Consider the following 21,608-nt stretch of genomic DNA (forward strand, 5'->3'; position numbering starts at 1 on the left):
TTTCATAGTTTAATGGGCACCCGGGAGAGACACTTGCCGCTCCCCGCGGATGGCCCAACTCAAACACATAAGGCAAAGTGTTTTATGTTTTTTCTTTTGCTACGAAGGCCGCCACTATGCTGCCTTCGGTTTTATATCTGTAGGTGTTCAGGCCTCTGTCAAATACGATCGGGGCATTGAAGTCCTCTTTCATAATCCTGAGCATATTGAATACGCTTCTGGTGGATATGTCCAGCCTTCTGGCAAGGTCTTCTGCTCTTCCGGTCCGGCGCCTTTGAATGAGCTTGTCCATGCGCTCTATGCGCTCTAAAAACTTACTTTCCTTCATTTGCGATCTGTAAATCTGTTAAGGTATTTGGGAGGTGCGCTTTCCTGCACCTCCCGTTACCCGTCAACCTAAACCCAATTAGGGCTAACAAAGACAAAGCTTGAGCACCCGGCATCGTACTCAATTTTGCATTCCCTCATTTCTGCCAGGCTTTCTATATATGCTTTCGTTAATTCGGTATTCATTTCAAGTTTCGCGGCAAGCTCTTCCAATGTCCCTGTACTTTTGGAGGTAACTAAATCCTCCAACTGCATAAGCCGCCAAATGATAAGTGGTATTCCCACGATTGCTGTTAGCGTCGCCTAACCCTGGACAATTTCTCTTTAAGGTACCCTAAAGAATAACGGATAGGCTTTCTGTTGCGCCTGACACTCATGTTTTCGGATGGTTCTTCTTCCGCAATGGTTATCGGGTTTCCGAAGGCTACATACTTTTGATCAAACAGCATAAATGCTATAGGGTCTTCACAATTACTTTTGACAAAGTCTATAGCTCCGTCGTTAATGTGAAAACTCAAATCATCAGTTATTTGATTACCAGCGAAGTAATCTTCAAGTTGCTCATAAGCTAGCCAGCAAATCGGTGAACGCTCTACAAGTGCATGCACTTGTTCCAGAATAGTACTATATTCGGTTTCAAGATTGCTTTCCAAATACGGAAATTTAAGGGGTTGATTGGTCATGGTAATTAATGATCTTAATTGTAAATTTGAAAAAGGACTCTACATCAAAAGTTATTAAGTGGAATCTTTTGTAGTCAAAAACAATAATGATTCGAAATTAATATATTGTCGTGAATAATACAACAATAGAAGAAAGAATTTATCACTTTCGTACAAGAAATAAATGGTCTCAGGCCGAATTGGGTGAAAAAATCAAGGAAATAACCGGTAAATCTCTGGGTAGAGACGTGATTTCCAATTATGAAAAAGGCAGACGCAAGGTGCCATCTGAACTTGTACCTGTACTTGCGAAAATATTTGATATTTCCACTGACGAGCTATTTTACAAGTATCCTAAGGTTGTTGCAAAAAGTCCAACACTTCAAGCTATTGAAGAATCAGAAAAGTTGGCAAAGAAAGACATTAAAGAGGCTTATGGGAAGGCTATTGAAGCTTTACAGCAATCCAAAATTGAGATCCAGGCATTACGTGATCAGTCTGCATCTTTTGAAAACGAAATGAAAAGGTATAAGCGGGAAGCTGAAGATTCCCAAGCTGTAATTGATAAAATCAGGAAAAACCTTTCAATGTAATCTAAACGTTGCGGTATGGGGGATATCCACTTTCGATTAGTGTTTGCTTAATCCTTTCAATTTGTGTCTTAGAAAGCTGGTAGTCTTTTGTTGTTATCCTTAAATCTTCTTTGGCGGTCTTTAAATTTTGGGCTGTCACTTTAAGATTCTTCCTATAGATTATTATAGCGGCGAGGAGAATTAAGCATGATAAAGCCAGTATGACTGCGGCTACAACTGACTGGAATTTGCCCTCCTTTTCATTCCTAAGATTATTTTCATAGATATACTCATTATAACCCTTTTTGACTGAATATTGGGCATAGAGGGTATTAAGTCTTGACTGAAGCTCGGCCAAAACTTTCTTACTTTCACGCGCTACGCCAAAATAATATAGCGATCTCTTAAAACCTTCATCGGTTCGCATGCCCGGACTACTTTCATAAACGGTCTGGATATTTTCTAAAGCCACATCTAGCTCATCATTGATTACATCTTCTTTTGATAGGTCTACTACTTGATCAAAGTAGCTCAGTGCTTTCTTAAAGTTTCCCCGCTGAAGCTCCACCTGTCCCAAGTAATTTAGTGTAGGCCTTAGATCGACATTATCAATGGATTTTTTAAGGGTTAAAGACTTGTTAAACCAACTTTCAGCCGTTTCTATTTTCCCCTCATTTAAATAGGTTTCTCCAATATTTCCGTAAATGAATGCCGTCCTAAGGCTGTTTTCATCTACTATGTCAAGTGCTGAAAAATAGTTATCTCGGGCAGTTTGATAGCTCTCTTTTTTAAAATATAGTTCCCCAAATAAGTTATAGTACTGATGGATAAATTGATCCATCTCGTTCTCCAGACTGATTTGCATACCCGTGGAAAAATACTGGTTTGCAATATCATAAGAACTACTATCAAGAAAAATCAGCCCTATGTTCTCATACAATCCGGCAAGCTTATCCCTCCTGCCAATTTTTAGATACAAAGTTTCTGCTTCCTTAAAATAGTGCAGGGACTCTTCGGTTAATTTAGTGATGCGATAAATATCTCCTAAATTATTTAATACCTTAGCCTGAAACAGTGTATCTCCAACCTGTTGATATAAATGGAGGGCATTCAAAAATGCAGTGACAGCCTCATCAAAATGCTTATTCTGCTTCTTCAAATACCCGTATCCAATATAATATTTTGCTAAATACGCTTTACTACCTACTTGCTCTGCTTGAATTCTTAACTTTTCCAACATGTCATACGCGACATGTGGTTCAGAATAATGCTCCGCATATTCCTGATAAATTCTTTCAAGGTTTTGGAGGTCATTCGAATCGTCAAAAGAGACAATAGATTCCTGATCAGAACATGCAACTAGCAAAAGGTAAAATATTGTAGCCGTAGGTAAAACAAATTTCATAAGGTGGTCGGTTTCAAAATGGTATCAGGCAAAATTGTTGATATAAATTGATTGACCGTATATGAATTAGCTTCGTTATCTTACATGCATAGGCAAATCTATACAACTTAACCTTTCTTTATTTCTAATTCCCATTTTCCACAGGTGGCTCAACATGACCACCATTCCCTTCCGTGGCTACTTCAATAGTGTTTTTTATAGCCGGTTTAACTTCTTCTTCGTTACATGACATAGTCAATGTTCCAAATGTTGCAATTATGGCAATTACAATAATTCTTTTTGTGCTCATGGTTTGTACGTTTTATTTGATTAGTGCAAACCTAGAGCTTTCCGAGTGAAATAATCCGACGAGTTTCATGTCATAATTACGTTAGTAACTAAGCACTTACAATTTATCGCGATAGACACTAATAGAAAAAATACAATTTATCAACTTTTTGAACACCTCTGAATTTACCAACAATAACACGAAATTATAAATTGACTGATTTGTACTGAAATGGAAATAATTGACTGTTATAAAGTACTAATCTTGACTTATTAAAAGAAACATTACATAAAGCTCTTAGTAATAATGACCATCTTATAGGTATGGTGGATGCGTTTAAACACTGATACAGTCATTTCATTCGCTAAACTACACAAAATACAAAATAAGATAAAATGAAAATACATTTTTTGTATTTTTGATTTATGTTACAAAAACTGGAAAATGTTTTCTCAATAGCAGGCACGGTAAAGGCCGTTCAATTTAATCGCCTTTTCAATTCGGAGCCTATACTTTCTGTCACGGATACAGGCGTGCATAATCGTACCATAGATACGTGGGATTCGAAAAAGTTAATCATAACCCCCAGAAAAAACAAAGGCATTCATCGAAGGTTTAATTTCCTTGAATTCGTATGGATCAGGGTGTTGGATGATATTCAAGGCATTGGCATAAAAAGCAAGGTACTTAAACGCACGAAAAAAGAGCTTTTCTACCATGTGGACTTTCAGATTATGAAGCGCCTTATTCGCATGGAGCAGGAGTTGATGGATGATTGGGGCGATGGTTCTTCTATGACCGAACTGATTGAGGTTATTAAGATTGGGGTAAAAAGAAAAAAAGCCAGTAAACAGTTCAACCTATTTCAACTGTTAGTCAGCGAAGCCATTTTTAGCAAAGAGCCTGTCAACCTGCTGATATTTGGTGATGGTGGTTGGCTCCCGTTGTTTAATAACGATGTCAGCATTTATCCCGAAGAACTTAGAGAGAAGATCCTTTATGAAAGTCATTTTAATATTTCCCTCACCAGGATCATCAGGGAGTTCTTCGCTCACCCGAAAGCCGGGCTAATTATCAATGAAATCGATTTGTTCTCGACCGTTGAGCTAAAAGTATTGCAAATCATAAGTTCCGGAGAATACAATACCATTGAAGTAAGCCTTCCTGATGGCAGCGTACGGCTATTGGAGAAGTCTGCATATTCCGGGTTAAAGCTTATTGATTATTTGGTAGAAGGGAACTATAAAAGTATCAGGCTCAATGCTCCTGGAGGGATGATGGTGGTGGTGGAGAATGTGAAGTTGTCGGCGAGCTAGAAGAGCAAGCACTTAACATTTTAAGTTTATAAGAACCAACCGAATTTCGATTTTCTTTTTGTTGTCCTTGTCATGTACCATTTGAAAGGTAAACTGACTCTCTTTGTGCCGATGTATTTCCTCATAGTTTTTTAAGAGATAACTATGAATCTCTGTTAGAATATTTGTAAAGCCCTGTCTGTAACAGAATATGATTATACCGCAGAAATTGTTATGCCAGCCCAAATATCCATTTAATTGAGTAATGGCACTTTCTAATGTTTTGATGCCACGCCAGATCTTTAATTCGAAAATATGCTCGTTAAGTCCATTCTTCGTTTTGATAAGTATATCAGTTTTTCCTTTACAGTTTTTAGCCTCTGCAGATACTCTTCCTTCAAAAATAGTGTTCAATGGCGTTTTCATTTTAGAGCGAATATTCTCTTCCTTCAAGTCCTTATATATGTCAGGTTGATTTTGCATATCCACTGCGAGATGTTCCAGCTTGCGGCAAATAGTTTTAAACTGGGCTGCATCTTCTTTTTTTTGTCCCGAAGTTAAAGGAGACTTCGCTTTACCAAATTTATCTTCTATCCATTTATCAAAGCTTTCGGTCGATAAAAAACTCATTACACCCTTGATTTCGCATGCTTTTCGCAATTCTAATATTCCGCAAGGCCCATATCCTAAATAGAAGTTAGCGCCACAGTCCCTGGCTATAAACCATTCATCAGCAATTTTTAAAGCAACATGAATTATTGCGGCACTTGGTCTACAAGGTCATAAGCAAAAAATATTTTATGCAAACTACCAGACCTGTTGTTAAACTCTTCAAGGCCTTCAATACAATTATAAATTTCAGCGGGGTTCACCTCCTGATGAAACTCGTAATAGATAATGTTGTCATAACATCCACCTTCAATGAATTGAGCAAATTTGTATGCATTATCAGGAATGATTGAAAGATCGGTGTATGAGTACATATATTACTTATGGAGCGGTAGTTTGATGTATTTTCTGTGTCTCTTAAAACACTTCTATATTGTCATATACTTTTAGTATGTTTTCAATTTTTCTCCTCTTTGATTCTTGCACATCAAATTTCCTGTAATTGATTACCTCTTCCCTGACCCTTTTCATATTAGAATTCATCCGCACAAAACTGAACTCACCAGAGTAGTCAACTAATCTAAAGTCAGTAATTGGTAGCTTGCAAAAAAGAAGGAGCTGACGGAGTTGTTCTTCTGAGAGTTCCAATAGGCTATCTTGTAAAAGATTACCATAGAATACAGTAATGTCGGCGTGATCAAAATAAATTTTCTTTTTTGAGGCTACTGCCGGCTTAAAGATTCTTAGACCTTTCTCTTTATCTTTTAAGGAGGTTATTTCTATAAGTCCTTTGTTCAATAGGATATCCGACAATTCGTTATTTGCTTCAAACACTTTTTTAGTATTCATATTAAATGGGTGGGTTACACTTTCGTGTTAAAGTAGTAGTAACAGCCTAAGGTAAATGTACAAACCCAATTGTATTTAGTCAAACATTTTACACTGGGAACATTTTATGTTTTACGCTGAGCAACTTATTAGGCATTTACTTTACTAAAATTTTTAGCTTTATTGCATTTGTTTTTACTAAAAAATAGTAATTGGTTTTGTGTTATGATCACAAAGCTTTGAAAAGGAGTTCCCCATGCCCCCAAAAATCAGATATTGTCGCTCAGCTACAGGCGGAAATCAGCCGTATGGAAGGCTTCAAGCCAGCTTCAAATGCAAGCCGCGATACGGCTTTAGGGCCGGTTAGCGAGGCATTTCCCAGCGGTTCATTTCCTGTTGGCGCAATTCATAATTTTATGCCAGCCCGAAAAGATGATGCCACAGCTACAAAGGTGTCACAAAGTGTCACATATTGTGATGCTTAATTTGCTGAAAATCAAAAAGTTAATATAGGTGTCACAATTTTAGAGATTGTGACACCTATGTGACGCTTTGCAAAAATTGGGGAAGGACAAAAAGACAACTAAGGGAATATAAGGTACATTGTCATGGAACCAAGCGAAAATGTATAATGAAGTACAATGAAAGGCTACAAAATAATAACTACCTCCTTAGGAGCTTTAATTTTACATACCGGTCTCCATGACTTTCACCTGCAAACAGTGTTTACAGTTTCAAATAAAACAAGTTAAAAACAAATGTTATTAAAATATTTGATTTGAAATAACTTTTCATTTATGTTTGACTTATCAATAAGCTTATCACCACTGTATGGCTCGGAAAAAGAAAGTAACCATTAAACATTTTCTCAATAAATCACTTGGCCCAGGCCCCGTACATCCGCTATACATCATGGTGACTTATAATCGTAAAAACACACAATTTAAAAGCAGGATAAACGATGATTTTATACATATTGAAGGCACTCATACCACTCATAAAATTGATCATGAGCGAAGGATAATCAGAGCTATTGTTGAGCATGAGATAAACCTGCATGGAGATAATTACGAAGTAAAGGGGCTTGGAAACAAATACGAGACATATGGTACTCCTTTATTAACTGCATTAAGTGAATATTTAAAACATCAACTAGGAGAAGCAGCTATGAGGAGTAATCCTGTTGAATCTTATGTTTTTTACATTGGGGCTGATAGGGGAATGACGTTTGATATGCTTTACAGCGGGGCGCAAAGGCTATTTGATGACCTGCCCAAAAACTTACCTGAGAACTTTGATCAGGATGTTTCTTACTTTGAGCAGTACTGCAAGTTTTATAATATGCCTGATGCGCTCCTCAGGTGGCAATTTGATGCTGTTATTGACTGGCTTGACGGGACTACCGTTGCTGACTATACCAGCAGGCTGGCTCAACTTTACCCTGGAAAGCCCGAAAAGATAAAGGAGCGTATAAAATTTATCAATCGCGCAGTAAACTTCTATATAAACAGTAAGTAAACAGGCCGTAAACATTTCGAAAACAAAAAAAATTTACAGACAATGTTCGTATAAATTAAAACAAATACACACTTATTAATTCAATAACAACAGATGAAATCCAATAACAACACTTTTATGATGATTCCCCAGGAGATCATTGACGATCTGCGGGAGGCAGTAAGACAACTACGAAAGGCAGGTCAACAAATACCTGTTGAAGGAGAGCATATTTCAGAAGATGATGCCAAGGCCAGGCTAGGCCGGGAAACTACGTGGTTCTGGTATATGCGTAAAAAAGGACGCCTGCCTTATTTTAAAGTAGGTGCTAAAGTCTTTTACAAGGAAAGCGATATAGAAAGTATTGCAAATAAAATCAGGAACGGTCAAAAACCCTGAATATGTCAGTAAATGGAACTATAAAAGGAGTAAACGGGACAGCACATCACCCGATCCGCCTTTCCGCGCTGCAAGAAGAAATTCAAGAGTTGGAAAAGACACTGAAGGTTTCTGAAAAACGTGAAGAGGTGTTTACAGTGAAAACAATGAACCAATATATGAAAGATGCAAGCCAGAAGCCAATGCCAAAGATGCTTCTCAGCGAGCTATGGTTTGAAGGTGAAATATGTTTTCTCTTTGCCGATACCAACTTGGGTAAGTCAGCCATATCAGTACAAATAGCCGATTCCATCACAAAGGGCGAGGCCATACCTGGTTTTAAGCTAGAAGTTGGACCACAGAAGGTCTTGTTGTTTGATTTTGAGCTTTCAGATAAACAGGTAGAAATACGATACTCCAATAGAGGTAACAACCATTATAAATTTAGTGACCTATTATTAAGGGTTGAACCCAATGGCAAGGCATTGCTCAATGAAGATACTTATATTGAAAATGGGAAGGCTATGCTGGAAGAAATTGAGCAATTGATTATATCTCACGGGGCAAAAATAGTAATTGTTGACAACCTCACCTATCTGCAGGATACGCTTGAAAAGTCTAAAGGTGTACTGGCATTGATGAAAAGATTAAAGGCTTTGAAGGAAATGCATGGCTATACATTCCTGATCCTAGCACATACTCCAAAAAGGGATTGCTCGCGGCCAATTGAGAAAAAGGACCTTTTCGGGAGCAGTGCCCTCATGAATTTTGCTGACAGCGCTATAGCCGTAGGTGAGAGTACCCAAAGCGAATATGTCAGGTATATCAAGCAGGTAAAACAAAGAAATTGCGAAAAAATATATGGCAGTGATAATGTCATAGTTGGTGAGCTTGTCAAAAATGACAACTGCATGATCTTTCAATTTCTGAACTATGGGAGCGAATACGAACATTTGCGGGTTAAGACTCAAAAGGAAAAGGAGGAACTGGATCTACAGATAATCACCTGTCATGAAGAAGATGAAAGCCGCTCCTTTCGGGATATAGCAAGGCAATTTAAGGTACATCCGATGAGGGTTAAAAGGACGCTGCAGAAAATGAAAAACGGCAATGGAGCGTAGAAATGACTTTTTTCTGTCATCAGGTGTCACAAAATTAAAAATGTGACACTCAATATAAGTATATGATTTACAGCAGGTTATGTGTCACACCCAGTGACACTTTGTGACGGCTGGTTTTTCAATTAACAAGTAGCAATGAATACCTACAGATATATATTAGATAAAACTTCAAAAAAATTTCAATGTCCGTCATGTGGGCGGAAAAGGTTAGTGCGGTACGTGGACACGTTAACGGGAGATTATTTACCCGATCATGTCGGAAGGTGTGACCGGGAGGTAAACTGTCAATATCATTACACTGCATTTAGTTACCAAAAGGAATCAAGCGCTACTGTAAACCGCGTTTACAGTTCTAAAAGTAATGCCAAACAAAAGACAAGCCATTATCTCCCATACGGCCTGCTGGAAAAGTCAATGGCTGTAAACTGTGAAAACAATTTTTTACAATATGTGGCAACGCTTTTTAATAGTGAGACTATACAAGATGTAAGAAGGCGATTTCATATTGGCACTGCTACTCATTGGAGGGGGGCAACTGTTTTCTGGCAGGTAGACATCGCCCACTTTGTAAGGGCTGGTAAGATCATGCTTTATCATGCGGAAACAGGCAGACGAGTAAAGGAACCTTACAATCGTTTACATTGGGTTCATAGCCTGATGGAAAAAAGAGGTTTGCTTCATGATTTTGAGTTGAAACAATGCTTTTTCGGAGAGAATCAGCTCGCAGCGTACCCGGACAAAACCGTTGCCATCGTAGAAAGTGAAAAAACCGCTGTACTCATGACGGTACTGCTTCCTGATTACCTATGGCTGGCCTGTGGAAGTGCAAACAACCTCAAAGCCTCCATTTGTGAAGTTTTGAAAGACAGGAACATCATTCTTTTCCCTGACCTAAACTGTTTTGATCTATGGAAGAAAAAGGCCGCTTATTTAGGAGGCATTGGCTTTCGGGTCAGAACCTCTACCCTGCTGGAAAGGTATGCTACTGCCAATGACCGGAACAATGGCCTTGACCTTGCCGACTTCTTCATTAGAACTGACAAAAGCGGACTGGCTATCACTGACGCAGGGTATCCCGTACTTTGGGATATTTCAGACAAATTAAAAATTCAAACCATAAAATAAACTCAAAATGACAACCAATAACAACAATGAAAGATTTCATGACCTGGCCCTCCAGAAAGCCATTAAGATGGGACTGGATGGATTGTGCGAATCGGTTACCATCCGTTTCAAAAACAGGAAGATGAATACCCTTGAAATGGTAAAAGTACATGACGTAAAGAGAAAGATTACTGACATAGTAAACGAAAGCAAATACCAGGACATCATGGTCAAAACGTCCAACGGGAAGGTAGCGGTAATTAAAAGTACTGTTAAAATAAAGTTAGCTGAAAACTCACCCTCAATAAAAGGGACATTACAGGCCGATAGCATCACTGTAAAACAGGATAGCCGTCAATTTTTCACCTGTAATGGAAAATCTAAATGATAAATGTAAACTTACTGTAAACGAAATAAGGGTTTGTAGCGGCTTTGAAAACATCACGGAGCAAGAAGCTCACCGGCTTGCTGATTTTATGCACGAATTTTGTATAATGGCTTATCAAGCCTATAACAACCATAAAAAAAGACCATGAAAAACACTTTAGAGGCATTCAGTCAATTTACTAAAGGTTCAAAGAGTAAGAAACAAAGAAACTCTAACCAGGCTGTTATATACACAAGGGTATCTTCCAGGGAGCAGATGGAAAAAGGTGCCAGTCTTGAAAGCCAGAAACGGTACTGTGAAGAATTTGCCAGTAGAAAAGGGCTGGAGGTTATCGGCTATTTTGGGGGCACCTATGAATCCGCAAAAAGTGACGGGCGTAAGGAATTTCAGCGGATGCTGGCGTTTGTCAAACGATCTAAAAAGGTTTCATACATCATTGTTTACAGCTATGACCGGTTTTCCAGAACAGGCACCAATGGAGCGTATATTAGTCAGGACTTGCTTAACCGTGGCGTAGTAACTTTATCAGTCACCCAAGAGGTTGATCCTAATACTACGTCCGGCTCATTTCAGCAAGACTTGTACTATCTCTTTGGCAAATTTGATAATGAGCAGCGCAGGGAGAAGTGCATGACAGGGATGAAACAGAAAATCAGCAAGGGATATTGGGTCTGGCAAGCTCCGTTAGGCTACACAAATGTAAACCTGGGTAGTACAGCCGATAAACATGACCTGCAAATCAATGAGGATGGCAAACTGTTAAGGAAGGCTTTTCACTGGAAGTCGCAGGGGCTTACGAATGTGGAAATTGCTCAAAGGCTCACGTCTATGGGTTTGAAAATGACAGACAAGAAGATATTTAAGATTTTCAAAAACCCTTTCTATTGCGGCATTATTGTAAACACCCTGATCCCGGGGGAAGCCGTAAAGGGAAAACATAAGCCGTTGGTCAGTGAGGAGCTATTTTTCAAAATCAACAATGTTAACCGGGCAAGACCGCAGGGATACAAAGTAAACCCTGTAAACGACCGTTTACCGCTCAAGGTATTCCTTAAATGTGATTCCTGTGGCGCTCCAATGACTGGATATATCGTCAAAAAGAAGAACATCCATTACTACAAGTGCCGCATGAAAGGCTGCGCCAAAAACCGCAATGCCAACCAGGTAAATGAACTATTCCGTGGCATGTTAAGCTACTATGAGCTATGCACCGAGTATAAGCCACTAGTGAAGGCTCAAATGGAGAAGCTGTTCCATACACTGAATGCCGAGGCTCTCGAAGAAATCAAATTGTACAAATCACAATTATCGCAGATTGAAAAGAAGCTGGAAGGCATCGAAGAAAGGTTTGTCATAGGCGAAATTGAACGGCCATTGTTCGACAAGTATGCCTCCAAGTTCAGGGAGGAGAAGCTTACAATTGAGCAGAAAATAGAAAATTCGGCTGTGAGTAGTTCGAACTTGACCGAATGCATTGATTTCACACTCGATTTAAGTTGTAACATACTGAAAATGTGGGATTTATCAGACTACACCAAAAAGCAAAGCCTGCAACAATTGATATTCCCTGAAGGTATTAGGTATAATCGTGAAAATGATGCAGTTCGAACTGACAGGGTTAACTCATTTTTCCACGTAATTCCCTCATTATCAGCAAAAATTAAAGAAATAAAAAAGGGGAAGGGTAGCTCTAAAACTACTCTCCCCCTTTTGGTGGAGCCGGAGGGATTCGAACCCTCGTCCAGTGAAGGCAACTATCGTGTCTTCTACATGCTTAGTTGTCTTTGGATTTTCGAGTAAAGCGAGGTAGACAACCACCGAACTTTACCTTAGTTGCGATTAAGTTTCGCACCAACATCACAACCCTGTCAGCACTAGTTATGTCTGTTCGACACTCCAAATCTGACCGGACATAACGACGGTCAGCAGAGTGTGGCCCGGGAATCGCGTCTGGCGATTCAACCGTTTAAGCCTGCTATCTTAACGAGTTGTTAAGATTAGGCAGCCATGGCGTAATTAGATTCGCCAATTGTGTTGTGGAACTATCTTTCAAGGCTCTCATCCCATGAGCCTGCATGCTTACCCACGTAATCACACATCCTGTCAAAACCGGTCGGCCCCGGTTTTCAATTAAGAATACAAATATAAGGGTAAATAAGTTCGCTATACAAACTCAGGAGCGATTATAAAAAAAGGGCCACCCAACGGGCAGCCCTTAATTCAATAACCTATACTATATCACTACTTCTTAATCAACAGACTTGATTCTTTGTAGTGCTCGTCTTCTGAGGTAATGGTTATGGTATAAGTACCTCTTGCGAATCCTCTGGCATCAATTTCAGTTCTCAGCTCACCCAATGAAGAGTTCACTTTTCCTTTATAGATCAATGCTCCGAAGATATCGTGTACCATCACTTCGTAGACTCCTTCTTTCTCTACTTCCATCGTTACAGATATTTCATCCTGGAATGGGTTAGGGAAAGTAGTTATCGCTTTCTCATAAGGCTCGTTAGGCACGGTATTCGCCAAGCCGAATTCATGGTGTCTGGCCGCTGAGTAGTGGGCATTGATACAGTGGATACCATCCACATCAAAACCATCTGCTGCAGGACCGAAGCCTTTGTAGTTGATATCTGAAGTATCCACTATTTTGATATATTGGATATCCATCAAACCACTGTTAGCAATATCAAACGCAGTGTCCTTGCAGGCCGATCCTACGAAGTAGAAATCAACACCATTGTCAGACACATATACATCGGCTGTTTCAGGGTAAACTCCGCATTCATCATTTACATCATCATATGTAGTTTCGAATACGATAAAGTCATCACCTGGCTGGTCAGCCACTATGTTATTGAGTTTGATCACTAACTCACCTCCGAAGCCCAGAGATACAAAGTTGATCTCACTGTTCTCTTCCGGCATTCCAAGAGCAAGCTCAGGATTGCTTCTGCGAGGCGGTACCATAGTACCCTTCTTCCTCAAGCCCTGAGTGAACGAGATCACCTCATCACCCATACAAGAGTTGTCTATATCGCAAACTTCACCGGTTGATGTAGTTACTACTTCGTGCTCTTCGCCTTCGGCATCCAACCAGGAGATTCTGGCTGTGTTATCACCGGCTATTGCTTCGGTATAGAAATACGTAACACCATTGGCTACCCATAAGCTACCGCTTTGTGTAGTGCCCAGCACTTCCCAGTTCACCATTATGCCAAACGGATTGGCATTGGTCACCTTCCATCTTCTGAACAGGTCAGGGTTGTTAGAGCACGGTGACTCAAGCGTAAGCTCTTCAATACCACAAGGGTTGAAAGCAGACTCTTTTACTGTTTCCTGAGGTTGCTGACTTTCATCCAGCCATTTCAGTTTCAAAGTATTAGGTCTGTCACTTAAAGTATTGCTGGTAAAGATATTCTCACCAGGTTTTACAGTAAGGCTATCACCCTCATTAGAACCTATGATAAACCAATAGGTATCTACCTCGAAGCTGTTAGGGTTATAAACGCTCCATCTTCTTTCCTCATCAGGATTATCAGAACACAATGACTCAAGAGTCAATGGCTCGATACCTACAGCGTTCATCACCATATGAAGCACTTTCTCAGGCTCTGAAGGAACGTTGGTAAGTAAAAGAAGATCTTTCACATACTGTCCCTTTTCTACCTCAGTAGCATCAAAGGTCACTGTTACGTCTAACGACTCTCCACCAGGTACAATACCTTGTCCCGGATCAACAGTTAACCACTGGATACCTTCATAGATGATCTCAACCTCGTCGATTTGCGCATACCAGTCAAAGTCACCCGTGTTAGGATCATAATAATGCCATCTCAGCATCATTGTAGAAGCACCTTCGAGGTACTCATCCAACGGTACACTTACGAACTCACCGGGAACGGTGAATAAACCTCCGTGGTCTTCGTTCCAGCTAAGTACGGTTGTCCATGAGCTACCACCATCTGTACTGATATCCAGGTTAAGGAAATCCTGATTGAGATAGTTTTGGTAGTTTACATAGTACTGAACCGCTACTCCTTCTTTACCATCAACATTGATTTCCGGAGTGATCAACTCAGTATCAAACTCTGCCGTACCGGCAGCATCACTATTGGCAATGGCTGATTTTCCGGTACCACCGGTATAGTTTTCGTCAGACAACTCCCATACAACACCTGTACCTTCATTGTCAACCAATGTCCAGCCCTCAGGAGGGAAAGTAGTCCCTTCGAAATCTTCAAACAGTAATTGCTCACCTTCCATGAAGGTTATAGGTCTGGCAGGATTATATGCTCTGGACTTATCAAGGTCTTCCTGCATCTTTTTCCTTCTTTCCGGACCGAAGTCATCTTCTCTTCTGAACTCACCAGGTACCGGAGCATCTCCATAACCTGCAAATCCAAATCTAAGATTAGCCTCACCTGCATTGGCAATTGTAACGGTATGCTCTTTCATAGTATTGAGCACTACATCACTAATGATAGTATCAGGAGAAACTTCAAGTGCAGGAGGATTGATAACCTCTAATGTCACCGGCACTTCAACTTCAGGCTGATCAGGGTCATTACTGAAAACAATGATCTGATCTTCATAAATTCCTTTTTCAAGGTTAGTGGCATCGAAAGTAACTTCGATTTCTACTGTTTCACCTGCGGCAATATTTCCAAACTCAGGATTAGCTGACAAGAACGGAATTGGCGCTTCGCCATCCCAAATGTTCAAATCATCAAGATCCAGAGTAGGACCTGCAGTTTCCATCAAAGAAAGTATAACGACCTCCTCTATGTCACCGGCAAAACCCTGTCCTGTATAAACCGCTTCCTGATCTACAAATACTGTAAATTCACTGGTGGTCCTGTCAACTTCAAGCTTAAGGTTAAAGTATGAAGTACTTACAGCATCCAACACAGTTTCGAATACAGCACCTCCTGCTCCATCATCAACAAGTGCATCCATGGATCCGTCAGGATTAATCTGCAATCTTGTAATTACCAGCTGGGCAGTAGTAGACTGTGGTATGAGCTGCCAGGTTACACCTGTTCCGGTCAGATTTACATCTGTGGTGAATGAAGATACTGGTTCCGAGCCAATACCAACACCTGGTGTAACGGCCGCTGACTGGCCAAGTCCGTCAGAAAGACCTCTGAAGTGTTTAACTCCACTATCGGCGTTTTCTGCTTCAACTGTCCAGTTACCGTATTGAGCAAACCAGCCGTTTTGGTTATTGATATCACCCAGTTCGAAGCTTTCGAAGTCGGTGCCATAAGCCAATGAGCCAGCGGTTTGTTCTATGTTAGTCAGAGGTATAGCCTTTTTACCCTGATACAACTCACCATCGTAGGGTGCTGTTCTAAGGTTTGGCTCTATCCTTCCATCATTGTTTTTACTTACAGATACTACTTTACTGTTTTTTAGGTATCCTCCCAATTCATATCTCAGTATACTTTCTCCATTATTGGTAATGTTCAAAGTCTGAGTGTCAGAGAAACCTGTAACCAGTACCTGCTCCAAAGAAGTAGGGCTAACTTCAATATCAGCGGCTCTAAGCACTTCCATGATAGCAAAAACCGACGCAACAGGCATATTTGCCGCATTGCTATTGACTAAGATGCCAGCGAAATACTCGCCCGGATCCACTTTGGAAGCGTCAAAGGTAACATCGATCTTCAGTTCTTCGCCTACAGGCACTGTACCGCTTGCCGGTGAAACCGTAAGCCAGGTAGTAGCATCTGTTAATACTTCGACATCATCAATTTGAGCATAGAAATCCCAGTCGCCTGAATTAGGATCGTAGTATCTCCATCGCAGCTTCATTTCTGAAGCTCCGGCCACATAATCATCCAGTTCAGCCACTACAAATTCACCCGGGGTACCGAAACCTGTTCCGTGTGATTCGTTCCAGCTAAGTACTGTAGTCCATGTAGCCCCGTCATCCGTAGTTACCTCCAGATCAAGGAAATCAGACCCTATGAAGTTCAAGTAATTAACATTGTATTGAACAACTACGCCAGTTCTGCCAGCTATATCAATTGCAGGAGTAACCAGCTCGGTATCAAACTCCACTCCCTGATTAGCATCACTATTAACGGAAGCAGCTTCTCCCGAACCAGCCCAGTTTTCTAATCCTTGCTCGGCCAGAGTGCTCCAAACCAATCCGGATCCTTCGTTATCTACTACGGTCCAGTTTGCAGGAGGGAATGTACCTCCGTCAAAGTCTTCCGCAAAGATAGTTTCACCAGCTACAAGTTGAGCTACACCGACAGAACGAGTTTGAGTGGCCTGGTATGCCATGTTTTTCTCGAACTTAGCCTTTGAAGCTGCCGGTATTCTGGCTTCGGCCATACGCATTTGCTGATCTTCAAGGTCAGCACCAAATACGCCGATATCAAAGTTCAGCGCTTTACCACCCGTGTTTTTGATGGTGAATTCGGTAGTTTCCGCTTCCTTGTAATTTACAACCTGCTCAAGTACCTGTGGGGTAACCTCTACTGAAGATTGCCCTGTTACTGTAAATGTTGCAGGGATTACAAGATCGGGGCTTGAAGCTCCGCCAATGAATACCTGGATATCTCTGAAATAAGTACCAAAGTCAATTTGAGAACCGTCAAATTCAACATCAAGTGTAACACTTGATCCTGCAGGTATTACTCCGGCATAATCTGACAGACTCAGGAATGGAGGAACAAGCTGTCCTTCATAAACTGAAAGGTTATCCATATCAAATGTAGGTCCGGCAATTTCCATTTGAGAAACTACGGCTACAAATTCAAGATCAGTTGAGAAAGCTTTGCCTTCAAATACCTCTACATTATCTATATAGAACTTGAAGTTGCCTGAAACTTTGTCTACCTCAAAAGCGACGTTGAAATAATCATCAGGAGCATTAAAGGTCAAAGTATCTAATGCAGCACCACCGGCACCGTCATCAGAAACCATTACCACATTACCCTGAGGATCAAATATCACACGACCATTGATGGCAGTAGATGACTCTGTTGAGATCCACCATGAAGCTCCGGCTTCAAGATCAATATCCATAGAAGCAGTGGCAACGGCCTCACCTCCCATTTCAAGTTGAGAAGTAAAAGCTGCTGACTGACCCAAGCCATCAGACAACCCTCTGAAATGCTGGCTACCTGTAGCCGGGTTATTCGCTTCGATTCTCCAGTTACCAAACTGTCCTGTCCATCCTTGCTGGCCATTAATATTTCCGATGGCAAAGTTTTCAAAACCAGTTCTGTATATCTCATCACCAGCAGCCATCTGGCCGGCGCCTTTGGCCACAGCTGCAGCCACATCTAAAACAGCACCCGAAAAAGCATTGCTTCTTGGTGGTGTATTAGCATAGCCAGCACTGAACGTAGGCTCGGGCTCTGGTGTTCCGTTAACTACATCTATTACATATTCCGCATCCAGCGAACCGTTGTTAGACAAAGTAAGCTGACGTGTAGCTGAAAGTCCTTTGATTACAGTAACATCAAAGAATTCAGGGTTAGCAGTTACGGCTGGCCCAAGTACGTTTAAGGAAACGGGTACCTGAACTAAACCATTAACAGGATCATTGGATGTAATATCTATGTTAGCCTCATAGAACCCTGACTCCAGGCCTTCTGCACTGATCGTAACGTTAACATCAATAGATTCGCCTCCTGAAAGTGTACCCTCTTTAATGTCAGTTGATACAAAGCTTGCTCCTGACAGCCACATAATAGCATTGTGATAAAGGGTAGGAAGATCTCCTGTCCAGCCCGGTATACCACCGCCGCTGCTCGGAAGCAGGTTCAGCGCCACTACATTATCATTAGCAGCTACAAAAGGATTTCCATCAGACCAGTCAGCTATCAGCGTAGCTCCCGGGGCTAAGCCCGGATCCTGGAAAAGGAATGTATTTCCTATTGCAGATACATTCTCCATGATAGGATGTCCCGGTTCATGAACAGTACCCAAAGTAACATCATTTGTAAAATCAGTATTGCTTACTGTGAACGGACCATAATTTTCAGTAATAAACCTGCCTTCAAGCGCCCATGCATCATAGTCATAAGCAAAACAGTTGGCAATTACTTTTCCGCCCTGGTCAATATAATCTGCCAGCAGATCACCAATCAGTGCAGGGCTTACGTTACCTCCCGCCAACCACTGCGTATTGTTGGTTGTCATGATTACATCATAACCCTCAACATCCGCCAGTGTAATATCCGCCAGTGCTGTTTCAGGATATATGTTCACATCAAGATCAGGGAAGGCACTCAAGGCTGACTGAAGATCAGAAACATCATCATCAGGAGTAAGTATAAGCACTTGTACATTGTCGGCAGACAAATGAACATTTGACTGCAACTGCATACCTGCAAAGCTGCCAACTGCTTGTTGTTTCATTCCCTCTGTTGACATGGCTCTGCTTGCCCTTGCAGGTAATGCCATACTAACCGATGTAGTTGAGTCTCCTCCCGCTGCACTTACCTCAATGGCAAAGTTAAGCGTTGCTACACCGTTATTGGTAATTGTAAGTACTCTGGAAGTTGTATCTCCCCTTTCCAGTTCTGCCTCCAGTGAAGAAGGATTCACGGCTATAATGGGAGCTTCTACTCCATTGCCACTTACCGGCACCTGTAATTCAGGAGTGTCAGTATCATTACTGTATATTACAATTTCACCACTTATGGCTCCTAATGAAGAAGGCGAGAACTGCACGGTAATTTCCTGAGTCTCAAATGGCATCAGCGTAAAAGCACTGTCTGCCGCCACAACGGAGAAATCCGGTGAAGTTGAATTGATATCACTTACCTGAAGTATCTCTGTTCCTCCGTTGGTAATTTCAAGTACCCTGCTGTCGGTACCTCCAACGAAAGTATCGAGGAATACCAAAGAATCAGGGTTAACAGTAATAACCGGCTTACCTGTACCTTCTACATTCATAGTAGCCGGCACTACAAACTCACTGTTCACAGGGTCATTAGTGCTTATCTGAATCTCGTTCTGATAAGTACCTCCGAATAAACCAGTAGCATCAAAAGTAATCTGGATATCCTGAGACTGCCCTGCGGCAACTGTTCCGTTAGTGATATCGGCACTTAAGAAAGGATAGGTATCAATTTCACCGTCATAGATTTGAATATCATCCATATAAAACTCACTTCCTACGGCTTCCATTGGTGATAGCAGTACTACCTGCTCGATATCACCTGTAAAGGCCTTGCCTACGTAAACGAGCTCATTATTAATGTAAACATTCATATCGAATGACTCCCTATGTACTACTAGCTTCAGGTCAAAATAACCTGACGGAGTTTCAGAAGGGATGTCTACATAATCTCCAGCGTCGCCATCAAGAATTGACATACCTCCGTCAGCATCGAAGCTTAGTCTGGTTACTACAAGTTCTGCAGTGGGAGACTGAGGAATGTACTGCCAGGTTACGCCTGTACCTTCGATCTTGATTTTGGCAGAAGTAGAAGAGTATGCCTCCTCACCCACACCCACATTCGGGCTGAATGCCAGCGAGTTTGATCCGGCGGCTGTAGAGGTTCCCAGTACGTGCTTGGTACCTGCAAATGGCATGGAAGTACTGATATCGTAATCCTGCGAGCTGCTGGTGGACCACCCATCCTGGTTGTTTAGCGTACCCGTATTGAAAGATTCAAAACCGGTGCTATATTGTGCACCAGCCAATACCTGAACACTATTCTGTGTATAAGCTTTCTTTGTAGAAAGCATTTTAGAATGTGGCTTGATAGTCTTAGCCTGGCTTGAGGCAGCTGAAGGAGTAAATACTGTTCCTCCAAATGAAATATCAAATTCCAGTGGTCCCTGGCCATCATTACTAACGGTCAGTGTTTGTGTTTCAGTTTCGCCTGTAACCACATCGGCGGTTAAAGATGATGGAGAAACGGAAGCCACGGGCACATCATTTGTAGTAGCAGACACTACATTGCTGATCCCTGATACGTTACCAAAAAAATCTTCTGATTTGACGGCAAAGTAATATTCAGTCGCAGAGTTAAGTCCTGTAACCGTATAGGTTTCCAACGTACCTGCCAAAGAAGCTTTAGGCTGATCGGCTACAGGAGTAGCAGCATCGAAATTGCCTGCAGTAATTGGCGATGTAGAGTACCTGACATCATAAGATGACGCAGAACCATTACCTGCATCGGCAGGAGCTGTCCATTGCAGTGTTACACTTGAAAGATCAACATCTGCCACTGAAAGATCAGTAATATCTTCCGGGGCCACGCCGTCATCCTGTTGCAAAGCTGCAAATGCGTTTATTCTACCTGAACCTAAAAACTCAAGTCCCGGCAGAGGGTCAGTGGTTTGTTCTATTCTGGCCCACACCTGATCGGGTGTAATGTTCCCGACATTCTGAGAAACGATAAGGGCTGCCAGTCCTGATACGTGAGGACAAGCCATAGATGTACCTGAAATTGAAGAATACTGGTTATTAGGGAATGTACTCAACACATTAACAGCAGGTGCTGCTACATCCACCCAGTCTCCTCTGTTGGAAGAAACATACTGATCATCATTATGATCGGTACCACCAACGGCAAGTACAGGATCATAAAAACCCGGATAGTACTCTCCGAAAGAGCCATCGTTACCGGCAGCAAATATGACCAGACCACCTTGCATAGGACCTACAGGATTGCCTAATTCATCATAACCAGCCTCTGCAATAAAATAATCTATGGCATCCAATACGGCCTGTTCGAAAACACCTGCGGAGGTATACCCCCAGCTGTTTTGAGAAATAACAGCGCCATTGTCAGCTCCATAAATATAGGTTTCTGCGAAACCACCTGTTCCAGAAGCTCCGAAAGCGGCGCATGACATCAGTCGCACACCATTGCCGGAACCATCACCTCCGGCTACACCGGAAACTCCAACACCATTGTTGGTAACAGCAGCTACTGTACCCCCTACGTGAGTACCATGTAAATCTGCTGGAATATCACCCGTATTATCCCCAAAACCATAACCATAGATGTCATCGACGTACCCGTTATTGTCGTCATCTATGTCGTTATCAGGGATTTCATCTGTATTGACCCACATGTTGGCAGCAAGATCTTCATGATCTACATCTATACCACCATCTGTAACTGCCACAATTACCTGGCTGTCACCTGTTTCAGTGCTCCAGGCCTGTAG

17 protein-coding genes, 1 other RNA gene and 1 pseudogene are annotated in these 21,608 nt (G+C 41.4%); 9 read left to right on the forward strand and 10 right to left on the reverse strand.

Annotated features, from left to right (window positions below; translation table 11 throughout):
• Window positions 1-82 precede the first annotated feature (82 nt).
• From LVD17_RS03075 to LVD17_RS03085, 3 genes are all read right to left on the reverse strand, one after another.
• Window positions 83-328, reverse strand: a complete 246-nt coding sequence (locus tag LVD17_RS03075) for a hypothetical protein (RefSeq protein ID WP_233764683.1) — start codon at window positions 326-328, stop codon at window positions 83-85.
• Between the two features lie 68 nt (window positions 329-396).
• Window positions 397-612 (reverse strand): hypothetical protein, encoded by a 216-nt coding sequence (locus tag LVD17_RS03080; protein WP_233764684.1) that lies wholly within the window; start codon window positions 610-612, stop codon window positions 397-399.
• An 8-nt stretch (window positions 613-620) separates the two neighbouring features.
• Complete coding sequence (locus LVD17_RS03085) at window positions 621-980, reverse strand: hypothetical protein (RefSeq protein ID WP_233764685.1); 360 nt, start codon at window positions 978-980, stop codon at window positions 621-623.
• Between the two features lie 140 nt (window positions 981-1,120).
• Here LVD17_RS03085 and LVD17_RS03090 point away from each other — a divergent pair, with 140 nt between their 5' ends.
• Window positions 1,121-1,582 carry a helix-turn-helix domain-containing protein gene (locus tag LVD17_RS03090; protein ID WP_255702559.1) on the forward strand — a complete coding sequence of 154 codons (462 nt, stop codon included), beginning with the start codon at window positions 1,121-1,123 and terminating at the stop codon, window positions 1,580-1,582.
• Window position 1,583: 1 nt separating this feature from the next.
• Here the strand turns inward: LVD17_RS03090 and LVD17_RS03095 are convergent, their stop codons facing one another.
• Together LVD17_RS03095 and LVD17_RS03100 are read right to left on the reverse strand one after the other, a co-directional pair.
• Window positions 1,584-2,966 carry a tetratricopeptide repeat protein gene (locus LVD17_RS03095; protein ID WP_233764687.1) on the reverse strand — a complete coding sequence of 461 codons (1,383 nt, stop codon included), beginning with the start codon at window positions 2,964-2,966 and terminating at the stop codon, window positions 1,584-1,586.
• A gap of 124 nt (window positions 2,967-3,090) precedes the next feature.
• Window positions 3,091-3,255: a hypothetical protein gene (locus tag LVD17_RS03100; protein ID WP_233764688.1), complete on the reverse strand. Its 165-nt coding sequence runs from the start codon at window positions 3,253-3,255 to the stop codon at window positions 3,091-3,093.
• A 404-nt stretch (window positions 3,256-3,659) separates the two neighbouring features.
• Between LVD17_RS03100 and LVD17_RS03105 the strand changes: the two genes are divergently transcribed.
• Window positions 3,660-4,550 (forward strand): hypothetical protein, encoded by an 891-nt coding sequence (locus LVD17_RS03105; RefSeq protein WP_233764689.1) that lies wholly within the window; start codon window positions 3,660-3,662, stop codon window positions 4,548-4,550.
• Between the two features lie 12 nt (window positions 4,551-4,562).
• Here the strand turns inward: LVD17_RS03105 and LVD17_RS03110 are convergent, their stop codons facing one another.
• From LVD17_RS03110 to LVD17_RS03120, 3 genes are all read right to left on the reverse strand, one after another.
• Complete coding sequence (locus tag LVD17_RS03110) at window positions 4,563-5,159, reverse strand: hypothetical protein (RefSeq protein ID WP_233764691.1); 597 nt, start codon at window positions 5,157-5,159, stop codon at window positions 4,563-4,565.
• 125 nt (window positions 5,160-5,284) lie between these two features.
• A complete protein-coding gene (locus tag LVD17_RS03115; protein ID WP_233764693.1) occupies window positions 5,285-5,512 on the reverse strand; it encodes a hypothetical protein in 228 nt (75 codons plus the stop codon).
• A 43-nt stretch (window positions 5,513-5,555) separates the two neighbouring features.
• Window positions 5,556-5,987: a hypothetical protein gene (locus LVD17_RS03120; protein ID WP_233764694.1), complete on the reverse strand. Its 432-nt coding sequence runs from the start codon at window positions 5,985-5,987 to the stop codon at window positions 5,556-5,558.
• Between the two features lie 218 nt (window positions 5,988-6,205).
• Between LVD17_RS03120 and LVD17_RS03125 the strand changes: the two genes are divergently transcribed.
• The 7 genes and pseudogenes from LVD17_RS03125 to LVD17_RS28645 all read left to right on the forward strand — a co-directional run.
• On the forward strand, window positions 6,206-6,451 hold the full coding sequence (locus LVD17_RS03125; protein WP_233764696.1) for a hypothetical protein: 246 nt from the start codon (window positions 6,206-6,208) through the stop codon (window positions 6,449-6,451).
• Window positions 6,452-6,797: 346 nt separating this feature from the next.
• On the forward strand, window positions 6,798-7,484 hold the full coding sequence (locus LVD17_RS03130; protein WP_233764698.1) for a hypothetical protein: 687 nt from the start codon (window positions 6,798-6,800) through the stop codon (window positions 7,482-7,484).
• A gap of 93 nt (window positions 7,485-7,577) precedes the next feature.
• Window positions 7,578-7,862 (forward strand): helix-turn-helix transcriptional regulator, encoded by a 285-nt coding sequence (locus tag LVD17_RS03135; RefSeq protein WP_233764700.1) that lies wholly within the window; start codon window positions 7,578-7,580, stop codon window positions 7,860-7,862.
• 2 nt (window positions 7,863-7,864) lie between these two features.
• Window positions 7,865-8,962, forward strand: a complete 1,098-nt coding sequence (locus LVD17_RS03140) for an AAA family ATPase (protein WP_233764701.1) — start codon at window positions 7,865-7,867, stop codon at window positions 8,960-8,962.
• A 135-nt stretch (window positions 8,963-9,097) separates the two neighbouring features.
• A complete protein-coding gene (locus LVD17_RS03145) occupies window positions 9,098-10,087 on the forward strand; it encodes a DUF6371 domain-containing protein (RefSeq protein ID WP_233764702.1) in 990 nt (329 codons plus the stop codon).
• Between the two features lie 7 nt (window positions 10,088-10,094).
• Window positions 10,095-10,454 carry a hypothetical protein gene (locus tag LVD17_RS03150; RefSeq protein WP_233764703.1) on the forward strand — a complete coding sequence of 120 codons (360 nt, stop codon included), beginning with the start codon at window positions 10,095-10,097 and terminating at the stop codon, window positions 10,452-10,454.
• Window positions 10,455-10,598: 144 nt separating this feature from the next.
• A pseudogene (locus LVD17_RS28645) lies at window positions 10,599-11,429 on the forward strand (recombinase family protein); the annotation flags it as partial.
• A 736-nt stretch (window positions 11,430-12,165) separates the two neighbouring features.
• On the opposite strand, the gene ssrA reads toward LVD17_RS28645, so the two are convergent.
• Both ssrA and LVD17_RS03160 read right to left on the reverse strand, forming a co-directional pair.
• Window positions 12,166-12,575, reverse strand: a transfer-messenger RNA (tmRNA) gene (ssrA, locus tag LVD17_RS03155).
• 120 nt (window positions 12,576-12,695) lie between these two features.
• Window positions 12,696-21,566: an Ig-like domain-containing protein gene (locus LVD17_RS03160; RefSeq protein ID WP_370688826.1), complete on the reverse strand. Its 8,871-nt coding sequence runs from the start codon at window positions 21,564-21,566 to the stop codon at window positions 12,696-12,698.
• Between the last annotated feature and the right edge of the window lie 42 nt (window positions 21,567-21,608).

The organism is Fulvivirga ulvae (genome assembly GCF_021389975.1).
GTDB lineage: Bacteria > Bacteroidota > Bacteroidia > Cytophagales > Cyclobacteriaceae > Fulvivirga > Fulvivirga ulvae.